Here is a 19,492-nt window from a genome sequence, read left to right as displayed (position 1 = left end):
GAATCGAGCCCAGCGACGCTATTTGTGCATCGCAACGAAGTTGCGTCAATACAACGGAATCCGAGACACGCCGCGTTCCGGACCCGCACTCCGGAGCAATTCTAGCCCAACCGACCCCAGGGGCCAGGCCGCATGAATCGTCAGTTTTCCGGCATCGCCGGCGCGATGCTCAAGCGCATCGCCGCAGCGGTGCGACAAACCCTCTCCCGCATCACCTCCCACCCCGCCACCCTCACCATCACCTCGTCGCCGCTGAAACGCCGCATCGTCGTCGGCACCGGCGCCGCCGGCCTGTTCGTCACCGCCGCCGCCATCGGCGTCGCGCCGCTGGCGCCGGACGCCTCCACCCTGCCCACGACCCGCATCATCGAGTCCCTGGCCCTGCCGGACCTGTCCGAACAGGTCGCGCAGCAGGAAGCCAGGGCGCCGGACTTCATCCGCGAGGAACGCGTCCAGCGCGGCGACTCGGTCGCCACGCTGCTGAACCGCCTGGGCGTGGACGACCCCGAGCTCGAACGCTTCATCCGCACCTCGCCCGAGGCCCGCAGCTTCTACCAGCTCTATCCCGGCCGCGTGGTCCAGGCGTCCACCGACGCGCTGGGCGAGGTCCGCTGGCTGCGCTACGTCCACACGCCGGGCGCCGAATCCGGGGACAAGGTCGTCTCGCGCATGCTGCAGATCGAACGCTCGGCGCAGGGCCTGTCGGCCCGCGACGTGCAACTCGACACCGAACGCGAGACCCGCATCGCCCACGGCGAGATCTACAGCTCGCTGTTCGGCGCCACCGACGCCGCCGACATCCCCGACAGCGTCGCCACCCAGATCGCCGAGATCCTGTCGGGCGACATCGACTTCCACCGCGACCTGCGCCGCGGCGACCACTTCAACGTGGTCTATGAAACCTATACGCACCAGGGCAACTACGTGCGGGCCGGCAAGGTCATCGCGCTCGAATTCGTCAACAAGGGCACGCCCCACCAAGCCATCTGGTTCGACCAGCAGCCCGGCGTCAGCGGCGGCTACTACTCCTTCGACGGCAAGAGCCTGCGCAAGGCCTTCCTGCGCACGCCCATGGAGTTCACCCGTGTCACATCGGGTTTCTCCCGCCGCTTCCACCCGATCCTGAAGACCTGGCGCGAGCACAAGGGCGTGGACTACGGCGCGCCCACCGGCACGCCCATCCGCAGCACCGCCGACGGCACCATCGACTTCATCGGCAAGCAGAACGGCTACGGCAACGTGGTCGTCGTCCGCCACCACGGCCAGTACTCCACGCTGTACGCCCACATGAGCGCATTCGCGCCGGGCCTGTCCAAGGGCTCCCGGGTCGGCCAGGGCCAGTTCATCGGCCGCGTCGGCTCCACCGGCTGGGCCACCGGCCCGCACCTGCACTACGAGTTCCGCATCGCCGGCAAGCCGGTCGATCCGCTCACGGTCGCCCTGCCCCAGGCCCCCGAACTCACTGCCCGCGGCCTGGCCCTGTTCAACCAGCAGACCGATCCCCTGCGCCACCAGATGTCGCTGCTCGCCCAGTTGAAGGACTACAGCATGCCGGCGGGCGACACGTCGCTGGCCAGCCAGTAAGGCGCCCGCCATGTCCGGAGCGGAACCGTACATCGGCCTGATGTCGGGAACCAGCCTGGACGGCGTCGATGGCGTGGCCGCCGTGTTCACCGACGGCCGGCCCCGCATCCTCGCGCACGCCGACGCCGCCATGCCGCCGGACCTGCGGGCCGAACTGCTTGCCCTGAACACACCGGGCCCGGACGAAATCCACCGGATGTCGCAGGCCGCCCTGGCCCTGGCGGATCTCTATGCCCGGGTCGTCGCCGCGCTGCGGGCGCGAACCGGCCTGGAAGCCGCGCAGGTCCGCGCCATCGGCGCCCACGGGCAGACCATCCGCCACCGCCCCGATGCCTGCTACACCGTGCAATTGAACGCGCCGGCCCGGCTGGCCGAGCTGACCGGCATCGCGGTCGTGGCCGACCTGCGCAGCCGCGACCTGGCCGCCGGCGGCCATGGCGCCCCACTCGCGCCGGCCTTCCACGCGGCGGTGTTCGGCACCGACCGGCCACGTGCCGTGGTCAACCTGGGCGGCATCGCCAACGTCACGCTGCTGTCGCCCGGTGGCGTCGTAGGCTACGACACCGGTCCCGCCAACCTGCTGCTGGACGCCTGGTGCGCCCGTCACACCGGCCGGGACTACGATGAAGACGGCCGCTACGCGGCCTCCGGCACACCGCGGCCGGACCTGCTGGCGGAGCTGGTCGCCTCCGAACCGTGGCTGGCGGCGCCGCCGCCCAAGTCCACGGGACGCGACCTGTTCAACGCCGCGTGGCTGGACCAGCGCCTGCAGGCCTGGCAGGCCCGCCACGGCGCGCCGGCCGCGGCCGACGTACAGGCCACGCTGCAGGCCCTGACTGTCGAAACGGTGGCACGGGAAATCCGCCTCCGACTGCCCGCCTGCGAACAGGTCTGGGTCTGCGGCGGCGGCGCGCGCAACGGCGGCCTGATGCGGGCCCTGGCCGCCGCGTTGCCCTGCCCCGTGGCGCCCAGCGACGACGCGGGCGTGCCGGCCCAGCAGATGGAAGCGCTGGCCTTCGCCTGGCTGGCGCATCGCCATGTCGCGGGCCTGCCCGGCAACCTGCCCGCCGTGACCGGCGCGGCCGGCCCCCGCGTGCTGGGCGCCTACTACCCCGCGTAGGCGTCCGCCTCCCGCCGCCCCTTGGCGGCTCCTTCCCCCTGGCTCCCTCCTGCTGACGGTACCGTCCTTGGACGATCTGCGTGCATCCCTAAAAATGCATACACTTATTTTTATATTTTGAACCGGACTCTAGGTGAATAACCTAGAATCTCCCGATAAATCTTGACCTACAACAATAAAATACATACATTTTTATCGCCACCCACCCTGACCAGACCGGGGCGATCCACGGCCCGGGCGCACCAGTCCAGGAGCACCATGAGCTTCCTCGCAGGTCTACGTCTGCCGGTATTCGCCGCCCCCATGTTCCTGGTGTCCGGCCCGGAACTGGTCATCGCCGCCGCCCGGGCCGGCATCATCGGCGCCTTTCCCAACAACAACGTCCGTACCAGCGAGGACTACGGCGACTGGCTGCGCCAGATCAGCGACGCCCTGGGTTCCCATGGCGCGTCCGGCGCGCTGCCCTGGGCGGCGAACCTGATCACGCACTCGACCAATACCCGGCTGCCCGGCGACCTGGAACAGGTCCGCCGCTTCCGCCCGCCCATCGTCATCACCTCGCTGGGCAGCCCGCGTCCGGTCATGGAAACCGTGCACGGCTACGGCGGCCTGGTGTTCGCCGACGTCATCGACCTGCGGCTGGCGCGCAAGGCCGCCGACGCCGGGGTGGACGGGCTGGTCTGCGTCTGCGCCGGCGCGGGCGGACATACTGGCCAACTGTCGCCGTTCGCCTTCGTGTCCGCGGTCCGCGCCTGCTTCGACGGCTACATCGTCGCCGGCGGCGGCATCGCGGACGGCTGGGGCATCGCCGGAGCGCTGGCCGCCGGCGCGGACTTCGTCTACATGGGCACCCGCTTCCTGGCGACCGAGGAAAGCATCGCCGCCGAGGCGCACAAGCGCATGGTCGCCGCCTGCGGCATCGGCGACCTGCTCGTCAGCGACGCCATCACCGGCACGCCGGCTTCCTGGCTGGTGCCCTCGCTGGTGCAGTGCGGCCTGGATCCGGCCAACCTGCCCTCGCCCAGGGAGCGCGTCTACGACAGCGGCCGCAGCAAGGAAACCCGGCGGTGGAAGGACGTCTGGTCGGCAGGCCAGGGGCTGGGTGCCGTGCGGGATATCGCACCGGTCGCGCAGGTCGTGGATTGGCTGGAAGACGAGTTCCAGGCGGCGCGCACGCGCTTCCTCACCTTGGGCAGACCCTGACCCCGCATCCGACGCAGGAGACATTCGTGACACTCGCAGATACGCCGCGCAGCGGCCCGCTGGCCGGCGTCAAGGTCCTGGACCTGACCTGGGTCATCCTGGGCCCCTTCTGCACCCAGATGCTGGCCGACCACGGCGCCGACGTCATCAAGCTGGAATCGCCGGAAGGCGACCCCATGCGGGCCGTGGGGCCGCGCCGCACGAACGACATGGGTCCGTCCTTCCTGCAGTTGAACCGCAACAAACGCAGCATGGCGCTGGACCTGAAGCAGGAGGCAACACGTCAGGTGCTGGAGCGGCTGATCGCCTGGTGCGACGTCTTCGTCAGCAACATGCGTCCGCAGGCGCTGGAACGCCTGGGCCTGGACTACGACAGCGTCAGGCGTGTGAATCCCCGGGCGGTCTACGTGAGCTGCACCGGCTTCGGCGAGGACGGCCCCTACGCCGGACGGCCGGCGTTCGACGAAGTGATCCAGGCGATGACCGGCCTGGCCTCCGCCCGGGCGCGGGAACGCGACGGCATGCCGCAGTCGTGTCCGTTTCCTCTGGCCGACCGTTACGCCGGGCTGTATGCCGCGTTCTGCGTCAGCGCCGCGCTGGCCGCCGTCGCCCGGGACGGCACGGGGCAGAAGCTCGAAATCCCGATGTTCGAAGTGATCGCGCAACTGGTGCTGGCCGACCACATGATAGGCAGCGTCTTCGATCCGCCGGAGTCGGCGCCCGGATACGACCGTTACCTGAATGGCCAGCGCACCTACTTCCGCACGGCGGACGGCCATCTGTGCGCCGCCATCAACACCGATCGCCAGTGGCGCAAGTTCCTCGAGGCGGCGGGCCGGGCCGATCTGCTGGCCCACCCTTCGTTCGCCACCCGCGCCGCGCGCGCCCGCGAGACGCGGGCCGTCGACCTCCAGTTGCGGGAGCTGTTCGCCAGCGACACCACCGCGCGCTGGCTGGCGCTGCTGGAAGAGGCGGAAGTGCCGGCGGCTCCGGTGCGCGACATTGCCGGCCTGATGAACGATCCGCATCTGGCTGCGGTGGATTTCTTCATCTCCGCGCCACACCCCACGCAAGGCAATCTGCGCATGCCGGGCTTTCCCGCGCGCTGGAGCGCCACGCCGCCGTCGTACCGGCGGGGCGCGCCGGGACTCGGACAGCACACGGCGGAGATACTCAGTGAATTGGGCCTGGACGATGGTCCCGCCGCGCCGGCCGCCCGCCAGCAGCGGGACGGCGGCGGGTAGGCGCCCGCGTCAAAGCAGGAAGGTCAGATTGCCCAGCCACGCATCGTGGTTCATCAACGTGATGGTCTTGCGGACGATCCGCATACCCTCGGCGGTCGGACGGCAGATGTGCTCCATCATCGTCACCAGCGGCTGGACCTCGCCGATGCCGACCTGCGCGCTGTCGCCGGTGCGCATCTCGTAGACCACCTGGTTGGACTTCACCAGAAAGCCTTCTTCGTGCTCCTGCACGCGCACGTTGCCGATCAGATGCAGGGTGCGCGACGGCGGTGACTGCGCGGGAAACTCCACGTTCAGCAGGTGATAGACCCGCTCTTCCCGCCGCAGCGTGTCGTCGTGGACGATGGCCGCGTTCTGGCCCGGCTCTTCGGTCGGATCGAGCGGGATCCAGTACAGGCCATCCTCGGTGAAGAGCTTGAGCCAGTCGTCGAGTTGGCGGGTGTCGAGCAGGTCCGCTTCGTGTATCAGCAGGGTTTCCGCATCCGTGCGGTTCAATGTAGTGGGGAAATGCATGCGGCGGGTCTCCTCAGCGTCGCGCCATCAGTTGCTTCCACGCCAGCCACAGCGCACGCTGGGGCGCCTCGCTGGCCGGCAGGCCCTTGATGTCGCCGCTGGCCAGTTTTTCGTCCGTTTGCAGGCCGCGCTCCAGCACCAGCCAGTCGACCGCGCTCCCGGCCAGCCCCTGCTGGTTGCGCGCGAAGATGTCCACGTCATCGGCCATGCCGTGGCCCGCCGGTCCGTAGAAGCGTTCCTGGCTGCGCATCCAGCCGTCGTTGAATTCGCGCGGCGCATCGACCAGATCGTAGAAATAGATGGTGACCTCGGTCAGGTCCGGCGCGATGGGTCGCCAGGTGCGGATCTGCTGGTGGATGAGGCCGAGGTTGGGGAAGATCGTGCCCGACATGCGTCCGACCACGAACGCGAACTCCTCCTCGCCATGAATGTCCCGCAGGGCTTCGTAGTAGGCGCTGTGCGGCCCGCTCAGCAAGGCCTCGGGATCGGCCGTGCCGGAATTCTCCAGTTGGGCATGGCCGTGGCGCAGCGCCCAGCTTGCTCCCTTGAAACGGATCTGGCGCATGGCCTTGGCCGACCCGCCCTTGTGCGCGCCATAGTCGCCGGTGCTTTCGCCGTACTTGGCCTGCAGGGCCACGAAGCCCTTGTGCGTATGCAGGAAGTGGTAGGCGTCGACGATGTTCTCGATCTGGAATTTCCAGTTTCCCTGGTAGCGCATGACGAACGGCTTGCCGCGCAACGCGATGCGCCCCGCCGGCGAGCGGCCGAATTTTCGGTCGATGGTCTTCTTGGCCCGCCCCAGATAGGTGTCCAGGTCGACGGCATCCGGATCCAGGTTGGCGAAGATCAGCCCGCGATAGGCATCGACCTTCGGTACCCGGTGCAGGCCCTCGGGGGCGTCGAAATCAGGGGCATAGCCGCCCGAATCGTTGCGCTCGGACACCGCCAGCAGCTTGCCATCCAGACCGAAGACCCAGCCGTGGTAGGGGCAGGTGAAATCGCGGACCGTGCCGCGGCTCTCGCGCGCGATCACCGCGCCGCGGTGCACGCAGCGATTGACCAGCACGTGCACGCTGCCATCGGCCGCCCGCGAGACGATGACGGGCTGCGTCCCGATGTAGGCCGTCTTGAAATCGCCCGGGTTGGGGATCTCGCTTTCGTGGCCGACATAGACCCAGACCTTGGAGAAGATGCGCGCCATCTCGGCGTCGAATACCGCCTGATCGGTATAGGCGCGCGTGTGAACGCGAAAATGGCGTTCGTCCTGCCAGATCAGCGACGACGGATCCAGGCCGGCCTCCTCGCCTCCATGCTCTCTTGCAAACATCGCAGACATATCGATTCCTATCCTCCAACCACTAATCCATGAACCTGCCACCCGACAGGTTCAGCGTTTCGCCCGTCACATACGCGCCATGGCGCGAAGCCAGGTAGAACACCGCGTGCGCCGCCTCGATGGACCGGCCCACGCGGCCGACGGGAATGCCCTTGATCACTTCCTGCATGCGCGACTCGCTCGCTCCCGCCACCTGCACGTCGAACAGGGACGTGGCGATCACATTGACCGTCACGCCGTATGGCGCCAGTTCCGCCGCCATCACCCGCGAATAGGCGATCAACCCGCCCTTCGCCGCCGCATAGGGAGCCACGTGCCGATGCACGCCGGTCTTGCCGGACATCGAGGAGAACGACACGATGCGCCCGCCGCCGCGTTCCTTCATGCGGCGCGCCGCGGCCTGGATGCACAGGATGGGGCCCACCAGTTCCCGCGCGATCACGTCCCGGTAGCGGGCCGCGTGGATATCCAGCGCATCCGCGGTGCTGACCGGCGCGGCCACGTTCACGAGAATGTCCAACCCGCCCAATTGCGACATGCAGGCGTCGAAGAAGCGCTCGACCTCGGTCTCGTCGTCCGTGTCCACGGGCACGCATGCCACGCCGTAGGCGCGCGCCACCGCCGCCGCATGGGCGGCGTCCTCGGCCGGCGTCACGCCGACCACGACCTTGGCGCCGCGCGCGGCGAACGCCCGCAGCAGTTCGGGGCCCGACCCCAGGGCGCCGCCCACCAGGACGACGGCGGAGCCGGCGAACTCCGCGGCATCGCCGGGCGGGTCGGACTTGAACGTCTCATCCATCACAGTCTCCTGCCGTCCGGCTCAGTTGGCCGTGATGTTGTTCTTACGGATGATGTCGGTGAAACGGGCGAGCTGCATGTTCATCAGCTCCTGCAGCGCCTGGGGCGAGGACGGCTTCACGTCCAGCCCGGTCTTCTCCAGGGCCGACTTGACGTCGGGCAGCTCCAGGATGCGCGTCATCTCCTTGTTGAGCTTGTCGATGACGGCGGCCGGCGTTCCCTTGGGCGCCAGGAAGCCGTACCAGGCCGGCATGCCCGGGGTGATCCCCAGTTCGGCGAACGACGGCACGCCGGGCGCGCTGCGCTGGCGCTCGGAACTCGACACGCCCAGGTTGCGCAACTGGCCGGACTCGATGAAGGGCCGCAGCGTATGGGTGGCGACGAACATGGCGTCCACGTGTCCCGCGATCACATCGTTGACGCCGGGCGCCGTGCCTTTGTAGGGCACGTGCAGGAACGAGGTGTTCGTGGCGTCCTCGAACTCGGCCAGCAGGATGTGCGACGGCGACCCCACGCCCGCGGACGCGAAATTGATCTTGCCGGGATTGGCCTTGGCCGCGGCCACCAGGTCGGCCATCGTCCGGTAGCCCTTGCCGGGATTCACCGCCAGCGAATTGGTGCCGCGCGCCGCGATCATCACCGGTGTCAAATCCTTCATCGGATTGAAGGTCGGCGAGGGATACAGGATCGAAGTGATGACGAGATTGCTGGCGGTCACCACCAGCGTGTAGCCGTCCGGCGCCGCGCGCGCCACCTGTTCAGCCCCCAGGTGGCCGGCCAGGCCGGTCTTGTTTTCCACGATGACGGGTTGCTTCCAGCTTTCGAACAACTTTTCGCCGACCAGCCTGGCGATGTTGTCCATGCCGGTTCCCGGGGTGAAGGGAACGATGAAGCGCAGGGGTTTGGACGGGAAATCGACCGCCGCGTCGGCCGCTGCCGCGGCGGTCGATACGCAGCCAAAGGCCAGGAGCACAGCACACGACGTGATACGCATTTGATTCTCCCAAGATATGGACGAACACCGAGGATGCTCCCCCGCGCTTGCCGCCACGCGGCGGCGCCCCCCGGGGGGCCGGGGCGCCTTGCTGCAGAACGCCGGCCCGGGCGTCAGCCCGAGGGAGGCACGTCGACCAGCACCATGCCTTCCTCGATACGTACCGGATACACCTGGATCGGAATGCTGACCGGGCCCGAAACCGGGCGGCCGGTGGGAATATGGAACACGCCCTCGTGCAAGGGGCACTCCACGCAATCGCCGCTGACGAATCCTTCCGACAGGTGCGCTTTCGCGTGCGTGCAGATGTCGTGCGTGGCGTGCACGCGGCCGTCCAGCTTGTACAGCGCGAGGGGCTCGCCCTCGACGCACACCGGGACGGCATCGCCCTCGGGTACGTCCTCGAACTTGATCGTCTGGTACCAGACCATGAAAGCTCCGTCGATGATTACGGGTTGCCCGGCGCCGCGGCCGGACTGCGCTGCTGGGCACTGCGCAGCGCCGTTGCCAGCGGCACCGCCGGGTCCGCCAGGTCCGCGGCGTTCACCCCCCCGCCGGCGGCCACGAGCTGTCGCACGATGCGGCGGTCCCGGCCGCTGTTGAACAGCTCCGCGCCGACCAGCACGCCCGCCGCGTCGAAATGGAAACACACCGCCCTGCCCGCGCCGGTCTCTCGCGCGACGTGCGTGGCGGCGCCCGCCGGCCAGCCCACGATTTGCAGATTCATGTCGAACTGGTCCGTCCAGAACCACGGCGCCTCGTCGGCGGCGGACGCTGCCGGCAACGGCCCGTCCCCCTGCTCGGCCCGCGCGATGGCGGCGGCTGCCCGCGCGGCCTGGCGCTCGGCGTTCTCCCAGGACTCCAGGCGGACCCGGCCCGCGCCGCTCGCATCGCGCGGCGCGGCGATGTCGCCGATCGCATAGATGCCTTCCGCCGACGTCCGGCACGCCGCGTCCACCAGGACGCCATGCACGGGCGGCGGATTCATGGCCAGGCCCGCGCGCTCGGCCAGCGCCACGTCGGGCATCGCCCCCATGCCGGCCAGCACGACGTCCGCCTCGCCCTGCGAGCCATCGTCCAATACGTACCGGAAGGCCGCCCCCGCGCGAACGATGTCCACGGGCGCCCGGCCCAGTTGCACCGCCACGCCCTGCCCCGCATGCAACGCAAGCACGCGTTCGGCCGCCCATGCGCTGACGGCGCGCGGCAACAGCCTCGGCTGTTTTTCCACCACCGTCACGCGGCACCCCAGGCGGGTCGCGGACGCGGCGACTTCCAACCCCACGAAGCCGCCTCCGATCAGCAGCACGCGCCGCCCGGGGCGCAGCACTTCCCTGAGACGCGCGGCGTCCGCCGCGTTGCGCAGGGCCAGCACGTCACCCCGCTCCAGGCCGGCGAAGGCCGGCATCCGCGCCACGGAACCGGTCGCCAGCACCAGGTGGCGATAGCCGATGGACGCACCGTCGGCGAGATCCACGCTTTGCTTTGCCGGATCGATGGCGATCGCCCGCGCCGACGGCCGCAGGGCGATGCCGGCGGCCGCATAGCTGGCCGCCTGGGCGATCGGCGCCAGACGGCCATCATCCAGCAGGAACGACTTGGACAGCGGCGGCCGCTCATAGGGCTCGACGCCCTCGTCGCCCAACAGCGTGACCGGTCCGGCATATCCCGCCTGGCGCAGGGCATGGGCGCAGCGTGCGCCCGCATGGCCGCCACCGACGATGACCACGCCAGACATCATGGCGCCTCCACCCCCTTCGCACCGGCGCCCAACAGGCCGCACAGGGGCTGGAGGCTGGCCGCCGCATCCAGCGTCCGGACCGCTTCCAGGATGTCCCGCGTGCGCTGCGCGCCCATGACAGGCTCGACGTTGACACGCAGTTTTTCCTCGAAGTCGGCGTCGGAGAAAGGCTTGAGCCGGTGCCCAGGCGGCGGGCCCGCCTCGCCGACGATCACCTCGCCGTTGTCGAGCGTGACTTCCACCCGGGCCAGGAATCCCGCGGCCGCCCCGCCGCTCAGTTCGGCGGCCGGTTCGGCCACGAGCCGGTCGTTGAGCAACGTCCGCACGTCGGGGCGCATGACCCGCTCCTTGTCGAAAGTGCCCGTGTCCACCCGGCCGTCGAGCAACGCCATCGCGACGATGCAAGGCAGCGAATGGTCGGCCGTCTCGCGCGACACGGGATGCCACGGGTCCGCACGCTGGCTGACCAGGTGGTCGTACACGCCCTCGTCCGCCCGCACGCGGATGCCGGCGATCCGCGCGGGATCGGGAATCCGGCGGCGCGCCTCCAGCGCGGCCTGGATGGCGCTCTGCCCGCGCGATCCGACCGGCCACAGCTTGTAGGTCACCCGTTCGACGGCCGACAGGGGCTGCGAGGGGTCGAGGCGGCGCAGCAGCGCCTCGCGGTCTTCGTCGGCCAGTTCGAGTCGGGCCAGGAAACCGTATTTGCCCTCGAACGGCCGGACCGCGCCTTCCGCGCCCGCCTCCGCCAGCAGGCAGGCATACACCGACTGCCTGACGGCGTCGCTGCCGTTGAACCGCTTCCACATGGTCAGGTCGCCGCGCCGGTTCAGGTCGTTGGACTCGACCTCCAGGCTGGCGGCATGGGGAATCACGGTGATCGCCAAGGCATCGGCGGTCTGCTCTTCCGACAGATCCAGCATGCGGGCCGCCGCGCACGTGCAGGCAATGGCCACGATATTCGGATAGTCCAGGCCGCCGTTGCGCAGGCGCAGGTTGTCGAACAACGCCACCGCGACCTCGTAGCCCAGCGCGATGGCGCCGATCAGCCGTTTGCCGTCGATGCCCCGCCACTGCGCCAGGGCCATCAGCCCCGGGATCATGTCGCTGGGATGGCCGCCCGATTTACCGATGTACAGGTCGTTGTAGTCATAGGCCCGCAACGGCACGCCGTTCACCAGCGCCGCGGCCTCGGCGGTGACGCATTCGCCCGTTCCCCATATCGTCGCCCCCCGGGCCACGATGGCATGGCGCGCGTATCGCCGGGCCGCCACCGCGGCGGGATGCATCAGCGCGCCCAGCGCGACGGCCAGCGTATCCAGCAGCGCGGCCTTCACCGCGCGCTCCACCGGTGCGCCACAGTCCAGCGCCGCGTGCCGGGAAAACGCGGCCAGGGCCTGCAGCATGCGATCGGAAGTCGTTGTCACTGCCTTTCTCCAAGAATCCGGACCAATGCCGGGGTCAGGTGTAGCCCTGGGCCTTGGCGGCCCCTTGCGCCTCGCCCAGCGCCGCGCGGATTTCCTGGCGCGCGCCGGCCTGCAGCAAGGCGGAGTCCTTGATGACGGTGATCAGGCCAAAGCCACGTTCGGCATAGGCGCGCCCGGACACCCCCGTGGCGCACTGGATCCCGGCGACGATGCCGTGCCGGCGGCAGGCCTGGAAGATCCGCTCGACCGCGGCGACATGCTCTGCTTCGGTCTTGTCCAGGTCCGGCGGCAGGCCCAGCCCCAGAGCCAGGTCGGCGGGGCCGATGTAGATGCCGTCCAGGCCCGGCGTGGAAGCGATCTCGTCAATGTTGTCCAGCGCCTCGCGGGTCTCCACCATGACGAAGCACAGCACGGCGTTGCCCAGGGCCTGCGTGTCGCGCGTGGCACTGACCAGCGCGGCGCGGATGGGGCCATAGGACCGTATTCCCGTGGGCGGATAGCGGCAGGCCCGGACGGCCGCGGCGGCTTCCTCGCGGGAGTTGACCAGCGGCACGATGACGCCCTGGGCGCCCGCGTCCAGCGCCTTGCCGATCATCCAGCCCTCGTTGGCCGGCACGCGCGTGAACGGCACGACGCCCCGCCCTTCGGCGGCGCGATACATGTCCAGCGTCTGTGCATAGTCGATCAGGCCATGCTGCTGGTCGACGCAGACATAACCCACGCCTTGTTGCGCGATCAACTCCACGGAAAACGGCGTAGGCAGGACCGCCCAGCCGCCGAACACCGGTTTCCCGGCCCGCCACGCTTCGCGTAAGACCCCCGCTGCGCTCATCGCCACCCCCTTGAAATGGATGCACTAAGATTACATCAACTTCAAAAAAAGGATACATTTTTATCAGTAATATAGGGTTAACACCGAAAAATCCTACGTAAAACGGCGTTATCCGAGCATTTAAAGTCCGCTCGATTATAAAAATGAATACATTTTTGCGATTTTACAGATGTGATACTGTCTGAGGCACAAGCGCATCAAGACTTTCTCCAGGCATCATCGGACTCACAGGGTGACTCAGTGACCCACGACTCGACCGGCAGCGACGCGGCGCTGCACCAGAGCAGCCAGGACGGCCCCCTTGCCGGACCGCCCCAGCCGCCGCCCGCCCAGCCTCGCGCCTCGCGCGGGGACCTGCACGACGTCTACGAACGTCTGCGCCACGACATCCTGAACGGCAGCATCCCGGCCGGATCCATGCTGAACCAGGTGCATATCGCCAAGCGGTTGAACGTCAGCCGCACCCCGGTGCGGGAGGCGCTGCGCATGCTCCAGGCGGAAGGCCTGGTCGAGGTCAATTTCCAGCACAGGATCCGGGTCGTCCCCATCACGCCCGAGGAAATCGATTCGGTCTACGCCATGTGGCTGCTGATGGCCTGCCTGGGCATCTCTCTGACCGTGCCGCGCCTGGACGCGGAAGACATCGCGCGCATCCGCGCGGCGCTCGAGGCCATGAACGGCAGCCAGCCGGCGGGCGACTGGGCACACCGGCACATCGAGTTCCACAAGTTGCTGATCATGCACGCGGGCGACCACATCGTTACCGCCTACGAGAATTGCCGCACCAACTCCGAACGCGCCCGCAAGTCGTTCATGGGGCGGCAGCAGCCGTATTCCTGGCTGGCGTCGGAAGAAGAACACAGCGCCCTGGTCGACGCCTACGCGGCGCGGGACCAGGACCGGGCGATCCAGATCATGAGCCGGCAGTTGTCCCGCATCGCGCTGACGGTGATGGGAAACATCGACCCCACCTACGAACCCACGGCGATCCGGCAGGCCATGAAACTGGTCGCGCGGCCCGCGGGCACGGCCACGGGCCGCTGACCGCCCCGCGGAATCAGCCCCGCTTGCTTTCGAGCAGTTCCCAGCGTTCGAGCCTGGCCATGAGCTCGTCCTCGATCTCCGTCAGGCGCTGCTGGATCGCGGCCGCGCCGGCCGGATCGTCGCGGTAGATCGATCCGTCGGCCAGCTTGCCCGTCAGCTCCTGCTGCTCGGCCTCCAGGGCGGCGATGGCCTCGGGCAGGCCGTCCAGTTCCTTCGCTTCCCAGGAGCTCAGCCGCGAGCGGCCGGGCTTGGCCGGCACCGACATCGCAGGCGCGGGAACGGGGGGCGCGTCGCGAACGGCTTCACGCACGGGCCTGGCCACGGCCGGCTTCGCTTCATCGGCCCTGGCCCGCTGCGTTGCCCAGTCGTCGTAGCCGCCCACGTAGTCGCGCCAGCGCGCGTCGCCCTCGTAGGCGATGGTCTGCGTCACGACGTTGTCCAGGAACATACGATCGTGGCTGACGAGAAAAACCGTCCCCGAGTAGTCCTGCAACAGCTCCTCCAGCAGCTCCAGCGTCTCGATGTCGAGATCGTTGGTGGGTTCGTCCAGCACCAGCACGTTGGCCGGCCGCGCGAACAGCCGCGCCAGCAGCAACCGGGCGCGCTCCCCTCCCGACAGGCTCTTGACCGGCGAACGCGCCCGCTCGGGCGCGAACAGGAAGTCGCCCAGGTAGCTCATCACGTGCTTGCGCTGGCCGTTGATCTCTATCCACTCGCTGCCCGGGCTGATGACATCGGCCAGGGCCATGTCCTCGTCCAGTTGGCTGCGCATCTGGTCGAAGTAGGCCACGGACAGGTTCGTGCCCTGCCGGACCGAGCCGGTGTCGGGCGCCAATTCGCCCAGGATGAGCTTGAGCAGCGTGGTCTTGCCCGCGCCGTTGGGTCCGATCAGGCCGATGCGGTCGCCGCGCATGACCGTGGTCGAGAACGACCGGATGACCGCCCTGTCGCCGAACGACTTCGACACCTCGGTCAGTTCGGCCACCAGCTTGCCCGAACGCTGCCCCTCGGCCACGTCGATCGTGACCTTGCCCATGCGCTCGCGCCGCTCGGCCCGCTGCACGCGCAACTGCTCCAGCCGCTTGACCCGCCCGACGCTGCGGGTGCGGCGCGCCTCGACGCCCTTGCGTATCCATACCTCTTCCTGGGCCAGGAGCTTGTCGAAGCGCGCCTGCTCCAGCCGTTCGGCCTCCAGCATCTCGGCCTTGCGCGCCTGGTAGGTGGAGAACGCACCCGGGAAGCTGGCGAGCTCGCCGCGATCGAGTTCGACGATGCGGGTGGCGACCGCATCCAGGAAACGGCGATCATGGGTGATGAAGACGATGCTGCCGGGAAAGGCCTTCAGCAACTCCTCGAGCCAGGCGATGGCCTGGAAGTCCAGGTGGTTGGTCGGCTCATCCAGCAACAACAGGTCGGGATCGCCCAGCAGCGCCCGGGCGAGCGCCACCCGCTTGCGCGTGCCGCCCGACAATCCCGCCACCGGTGCATCGGCCGGCAGGTTCAGCCGGACCAGCGTGGCCTCGACACGGGCCTGCACCGTCCAGCCATCGTGGGCCTCCAGGTCCGCCTGCAAGGATTGCAGCCGGGCCAGGAGCGCGTCGTGGTCCGCCCCGCCGGTCGCCTCCGCCAGGTCGTGGGTCAGGCGCTGGTAGGCACGCAGCAGATCGCGCCCTTTCGCCAGGCCCTCGCTGACGGCGTCGAACACGGTGCCCGACTCGTCGAACACCGGCTCCTGCTCCACCGTGGCGACCTTCAGTCCGTCCTGGCGCGAGATCGAGCCGTCATCCGGCACGGAGCGGCCATCCAGCAACTTGAGCAGCGACGATTTGCCGGTGCCGTTGCGGCCGATCAGCCCCACCCGCTCACCGGCCTCCACCGAAAAGTTGGCGCGATGCAGGAGAGGGACGTGGCCATAGGCCAGTTCGATGTCGGTCAGAGCGATGAGAGCCATGAAGCGCGCCGGGCGGGCCGGTCAAGGAAGGGGTGGAACGGAAACGGAAATGACCCCCACGCTTGCAGCTACGCGGCGGCGCTGCCCCCCAAGGGGGCGCTTTTTGCCCTGGGGCGGCCCGGCGGCAAAAAGCGCCCTGGCTTGCGCGAGGGCGCCCTGGAGGAGAGGACGAAGCGGCCGCGGCCCCGTGTCGGGGGCCCCGGCGCCTGGACCTAGACCGAAAACGACGACCCGCAGCCGCAGGTGGAGGTTGCGTTCGGGTTCTTGATGACGAACTGCGCGCCTTCCAGGCCTTCCTTGTAGTCGATCTCGGCGCCGGCCAGGTACTGGAAGCTCATGGAGTCGATCAGCAATTGCACGCCGTTCTTGTCCAGTTGCGTGTCGTCCTCGTTGACGTCTTCATCGAAAGTGAAGCCGTACTGGAAGCCGGAACAGCCGCCGCCCTGCACGAAGACGCGCAGCTTGAGCGCCGAATTGCCTTCTTCGTCGATCAGCTCCTTGACCTTGGCGGCCGCTGCATCGGTGAAGACGAGGCCCATCGGAGGGGCTTCGAGGCTGGCTTGTTCCACTGCTGCGTTCATGACTGCTCCTTGCCTGCGCGTGGGCACGGCCCGTGCCGCGCATGCGCTGTAAATCGTCTGGTTAATGGGTAATTCAACCGCTATTGGCGCCTGATTTCAACCCTTGCGCCGCCAGGGACACTACAAGACGGCGCCTGCCCGCCCCGTCGGCGGCCATACCGCTTAGATGCGGGCACACCGCCAAGGTTCAAGCCCGCCGCCTCAAGCCGGCAGGTTGACGGTACTTTGCGAACGCACCACGCCTCCCTCGACCACCCGCACGGTAACACTGCGCACCACGAAACCCGCCGGGACCGCCAGCGAACCCTCGGCCCGCTGATACTGCCTGAACCGCAATACCAGTGGATCGGCCACCGGCGGGGCCACCACCGGGGCGGCTTCGCCGTCGCCCGCCTCGGCCGGAACCGAGAACGGATGGAGTTCCACCGTGGCCACCGCGCCCGCGCGCACGCCGGACGCCGAGAACTGCAAGCGCCCGCTGAATTCGCCCGAAGGCCGCCCGCCACGCATCAGCAAGACCCGATAGCGCAGCAACTCACCCTGCCGCTCCAGCTCCGCCGACCGGATATTGACCTGTGCCTGGCGCGGATCCATGGGAATGAGCTGGTCGAAAAAAGCCAGGTCATTGCGCATGTCGCCCATTTCCTTCTGCGCGGCCCGCAAATCGACCGCGAACTGCTCCTTGGCCGCGCGTTCGATTTCCAGGCGGCTTTCCGAGGCCGCGAGACTGCCCTGCAAACGCTCGTTGTCGGCGATCAGGCGCTGGTTTTCTGCGCGCAACTGCGCCAGCTCGGAGGCCGAGACCTGCGGCCCGCCGAACACCCGCCGCGCCGACTCGTACAGCCCCGTCCCCAGGGCCGCGCCCAGCGCCAGCAGCAGCACCAGGACCACGACCCGCCACGGCGAAGCCGCCGGCAACACCGACTCGTCGGTCCGCGCGCCCGGCGCCGCACCGCGCCGCAACCTGCGCGGCACCAGCGCCGGAAACAGCGGCCGCCGCTTCATCAGGGCAGCACCGCCACTTGGCCGAGCCCGGCATCCTCGGGCAAGCCGAACATCAGGTTCATGTTCTGCACGGCCTGGCCGGATGCACCCTTCACCAGGTTGTCCTGCACCACCAGCACGACCAGCTGGTCGCCGTTGCCCGGCCGGTGCACGGCGATCCGGATCATGTTGGAGGCCCGCACCGAACGGGTCTCGGGCGTGCTGCCGGCGGGCATCACATCGACGAACGGCTCATCGGCGTAGCGCTGCTCGAACAGCTTCTGGAAATCGACGCCGCGCGCCCTGGAATCGATGCGGGCATAGATGGTCGAGTGCATGCCGCGCACCATCGGCGTCAGGTGCGGCACGAAGGTCAGTCCGACAGGCCCGCCGTGCAGGGACTGCAGGTGCTCGACGATCTCGGGATGATGGCGGTGGCCCGACACGCCATAGGCCTTGAAGTTATCGCTGGCTTCCGAGAACAGGATATGCAGCTCGGCCTTGCGTCCGGCGCCGGTGACCCCCGACTTGCAGTCGGCGATGAGCGTGGACGCATCCACCAGCGGCGACGCGCCGGCCCGGCCTTCGAGCAAGGGCGCCAGGCCCAGCAGCACGGTGGTCGGGTAGCAGCCGGGATTGCCCACGACCCGCGCGCCGCGGATCTTCTCGCGGTTCAGCTCGACCAGGCCATAGACCGATTCGCGCAGCACGTCGGGGCAGGCGTGCGGCATCTTGTACCACTTCTCGAACGAAGCCAGATCCTGCAGCCGGAAATCGGCGGCCAGGTCGATGATCTTGACCCCCGCGGCCAGTAGTTCCTGCGCCTGCGCCATGGCCACGCCATGGGGCGTCGCGAAGAACACCACGTCGCATTCGGGCAGCCGCGCCTTGTCGGGCGACGAGAACGCCAGGTCCACCTTGCCGCGCAGGTTGGAGTACATGTCGGCCACCGGCATGCCATCTTCCTTGCGCGAGGTGATCGCCGTCAGTTCCGCGTGCGGATGCTGCGACAACAGGCGCAGCAGCTCGACACCGGTGTAGCCCGTGCCGCCGACGATACCTACTTTGATCTTGGCCATTGCAATCTCCTGGAGTCCCTTGCGCCTCCCGGCCCGGGAAAGCGGGACGGTGCCCGACGACAGATGATGAGAGTAAGAATACCCCACGCCCGCCGGCATCGATGTGACGGCCTGCTGGCAGGAGCGCCTCCCGAGGCAAAAAAAAGGCCGCATCGCTGCGGCCTTTCTTGTCTCGCCCGCCGGCCGGGGCCGGAACGGGACGAGGGGGATCGAAGCCGATCAGCGCTTGCTGAACTGCTTGCGACGTCGCGCCTTGTGCAGACCGACCTTCTTGCGCTCGACCTCGCGGGCATCGCGAGTGACGAAGCCGGCCTGCGACAGCGCGGGCTTGAGCGTCGCGTCGTAGTCGATCAGCGCGCGGGTGATGCCGTGGCGCACCGCGCCGGCCTGCCCGGTCACGCCGCCACCGTCGACGTTGACGTGGAAGTCGAAGCTTTCCAGGTGGCCGGTCAGTTCCAGCGGCTGGCGAACGATCATGCGGCCGGTCTCGCGAGCGAAGTACTCGTCCACGGGCTTGCCGTTGACGGTGATCTTGCCCGAGCCCTTCTTCAGGAACACGCGCGCTACCGAGGTCTTGCGGCGGCCGGTTCCATAATTCCAGTTACCGATCATGCGCGGCTCCTCAGATGTCCAGCAGCTTGGGCTGCTGGGCGGTGTGCGGATGTTCGGATCCTGCGTACACCTTCAGCTTCTTGATCATGGCGTAGCCCAGGGGACCCTTGGGCAGCATGCCCTTGACGGCCTTCTGGATCGCACGACCAGGAAAACGCTGCTGCATCTTCAGGAACGTGGTTTCGGTGATACCGCCGGGATAGCCCGAGTGGCGGTAGTAGCGCTTGTCTTGCGCCTTATTGCCGGTGACGACGATATCGGCGGCGTTGATGATGACGATGTAGTCGCCGGTATCGACGTGAGGCGTGAATTCAGGCTTGTGTTTACCGCGCAAACGGTGTGCGACTTCGCTGGCCACACGACCTAGGACTTTGCCCTTGGCGTCAATCACGTACCAGTCACGCGTCACTTCATGCGGTTTCGCAACGAAGGTTTTCATGATGATCTCT

19 protein-coding genes are annotated in these 19,492 nt (G+C 68.3%); 5 read left to right on the top strand and 14 right to left on the bottom strand.

Features of this window, described 5'->3' with window-relative positions:
* Positions 1–132: 132 nt before the first annotated feature.
* From AC1Q6E_RS21855 to AC1Q6E_RS21840, 4 genes are all read left to right on the top strand, one after another.
* On the top strand, positions 133–1,584 hold the full coding sequence (locus AC1Q6E_RS21855) for a peptidoglycan DD-metalloendopeptidase family protein (protein ID WP_492573513.1): 1,452 nt from the start codon (positions 133–135) through the stop codon (positions 1,582–1,584).
* Between the two features lie 10 nt (positions 1,585–1,594).
* Positions 1,595–2,704 (top strand): anhydro-N-acetylmuramic acid kinase, encoded by a 1,110-nt coding sequence (locus tag AC1Q6E_RS21850; RefSeq protein WP_296559626.1) that lies wholly within the window; start codon positions 1,595–1,597, stop codon positions 2,702–2,704.
* 258 nt (positions 2,705–2,962) lie between these two features.
* Positions 2,963–3,907: an NAD(P)H-dependent flavin oxidoreductase gene (locus AC1Q6E_RS21845; RefSeq protein WP_152792498.1), complete on the top strand. Its 945-nt coding sequence runs from the start codon at positions 2,963–2,965 to the stop codon at positions 3,905–3,907.
* A gap of 26 nt (positions 3,908–3,933) precedes the next feature.
* Complete coding sequence (locus AC1Q6E_RS21840) at positions 3,934–5,151, top strand: CaiB/BaiF CoA transferase family protein (protein ID WP_492573512.1); 1,218 nt, start codon at positions 3,934–3,936, stop codon at positions 5,149–5,151.
* A 9-nt stretch (positions 5,152–5,160) separates the two neighbouring features.
* Here the strand turns inward: AC1Q6E_RS21840 and AC1Q6E_RS21835 are convergent, their stop codons facing one another.
* The 8 genes from AC1Q6E_RS21835 to AC1Q6E_RS21800 all read right to left on the bottom strand — a co-directional run bounded on the left by AC1Q6E_RS21835 (position 5,161) and on the right by AC1Q6E_RS21800 (position 12,792).
* Entirely contained in the window at positions 5,161–5,664 is a 504-nt protein-coding gene (locus tag AC1Q6E_RS21835) for an aromatic-ring-hydroxylating dioxygenase subunit beta (protein ID WP_492573511.1), read from the bottom strand.
* Positions 5,665–5,677: 13 nt separating this feature from the next.
* On the bottom strand, positions 5,678–7,000 hold the full coding sequence (locus AC1Q6E_RS21830) for an aromatic ring-hydroxylating oxygenase subunit alpha (RefSeq protein WP_152792501.1): 1,323 nt from the start codon (positions 6,998–7,000) through the stop codon (positions 5,678–5,680).
* Positions 7,001–7,022: 22 nt separating this feature from the next.
* The gene (locus AC1Q6E_RS21825; protein WP_152792502.1) at positions 7,023–7,799 is read right to left on the bottom strand and encodes an SDR family oxidoreductase; all 777 of its coding nucleotides are present in this window, start codon (positions 7,797–7,799) and stop codon (positions 7,023–7,025) included.
* A gap of 21 nt (positions 7,800–7,820) precedes the next feature.
* The gene (locus AC1Q6E_RS21820; RefSeq protein ID WP_152792503.1) at positions 7,821–8,792 is read right to left on the bottom strand and encodes a Bug family tripartite tricarboxylate transporter substrate binding protein; all 972 of its coding nucleotides are present in this window, start codon (positions 8,790–8,792) and stop codon (positions 7,821–7,823) included.
* Positions 8,793–8,905: 113 nt separating this feature from the next.
* Positions 8,906–9,223 carry a non-heme iron oxygenase ferredoxin subunit gene (locus tag AC1Q6E_RS21815; protein WP_152792504.1) on the bottom strand — a complete coding sequence of 106 codons (318 nt, stop codon included), beginning with the start codon at positions 9,221–9,223 and terminating at the stop codon, positions 8,906–8,908.
* Between the two features lie 17 nt (positions 9,224–9,240).
* Complete coding sequence (locus AC1Q6E_RS21810; RefSeq protein ID WP_492573510.1) at positions 9,241–10,533, bottom strand: NAD(P)/FAD-dependent oxidoreductase; 1,293 nt, start codon at positions 10,531–10,533, stop codon at positions 9,241–9,243.
* Positions 10,530–11,960, bottom strand: coding sequence for an MmgE/PrpD family protein (locus AC1Q6E_RS21805; protein WP_492573509.1), 1,431 nt, complete (start codon positions 11,958–11,960; stop codon positions 10,530–10,532). Before AC1Q6E_RS21805 ends, AC1Q6E_RS21810 begins: the two co-directional genes overlap by 4 nt.
* Positions 11,961–11,994: 34 nt before the next feature.
* Positions 11,995–12,792 (bottom strand): aldolase/citrate lyase family protein, encoded by a 798-nt coding sequence (locus AC1Q6E_RS21800; RefSeq protein ID WP_152792507.1) that lies wholly within the window; start codon positions 12,790–12,792, stop codon positions 11,995–11,997.
* Between the two features lie 240 nt (positions 12,793–13,032).
* Between AC1Q6E_RS21800 and AC1Q6E_RS21795 the strand changes: the two genes are divergently transcribed.
* Complete coding sequence (locus tag AC1Q6E_RS21795) at positions 13,033–13,836, top strand: GntR family transcriptional regulator (protein WP_296559638.1); 804 nt, start codon at positions 13,033–13,035, stop codon at positions 13,834–13,836.
* 13 nt (positions 13,837–13,849) lie between these two features.
* Here the strand turns inward: AC1Q6E_RS21795 and AC1Q6E_RS21790 are convergent, their stop codons facing one another.
* The 6 genes from AC1Q6E_RS21790 to rplM all read right to left on the bottom strand — a co-directional run bounded on the left by AC1Q6E_RS21790 (position 13,850) and on the right by rplM (position 19,482).
* Positions 13,850–15,787, bottom strand: coding sequence for an ATP-binding cassette domain-containing protein (locus AC1Q6E_RS21790; protein ID WP_152792509.1), 1,938 nt, complete (start codon positions 15,785–15,787; stop codon positions 13,850–13,852).
* 212 nt (positions 15,788–15,999) lie between these two features.
* On the bottom strand, positions 16,000–16,368 hold the full coding sequence (erpA, locus tag AC1Q6E_RS21785) for an iron-sulfur cluster insertion protein ErpA (RefSeq protein ID WP_152792510.1): 369 nt from the start codon (positions 16,366–16,368) through the stop codon (positions 16,000–16,002).
* 201 nt (positions 16,369–16,569) lie between these two features.
* A complete protein-coding gene (locus AC1Q6E_RS21780; RefSeq protein ID WP_152792511.1) occupies positions 16,570–17,373 on the bottom strand; it encodes a DUF6776 family protein in 804 nt (267 codons plus the stop codon).
* Positions 17,373–18,431: an N-acetyl-gamma-glutamyl-phosphate reductase gene (argC, locus tag AC1Q6E_RS21775; RefSeq protein WP_152792512.1), complete on the bottom strand. Its 1,059-nt coding sequence runs from the start codon at positions 18,429–18,431 to the stop codon at positions 17,373–17,375. Before argC ends, AC1Q6E_RS21780 begins: the two co-directional genes overlap by 1 nt.
* A gap of 219 nt (positions 18,432–18,650) precedes the next feature.
* Positions 18,651–19,043, bottom strand: a complete 393-nt coding sequence (gene rpsI / locus AC1Q6E_RS21770) for a 30S ribosomal protein S9 (RefSeq protein WP_152792513.1) — start codon at positions 19,041–19,043, stop codon at positions 18,651–18,653.
* 10 nt (positions 19,044–19,053) lie between these two features.
* Positions 19,054–19,482: a 50S ribosomal protein L13 gene (gene rplM, locus AC1Q6E_RS21765; protein ID WP_130362116.1), complete on the bottom strand. Its 429-nt coding sequence runs from the start codon at positions 19,480–19,482 to the stop codon at positions 19,054–19,056.
* Positions 19,483–19,492 lie beyond the last annotated feature (10 nt).

It is taken from the genome of Pigmentiphaga sp. MLSB6-MA01, assembly GCF_058793475.1.
Note: the sequence above shows the minus strand (reverse complement) of the source record. Positions and strands in the feature narration are given on the sequence as shown.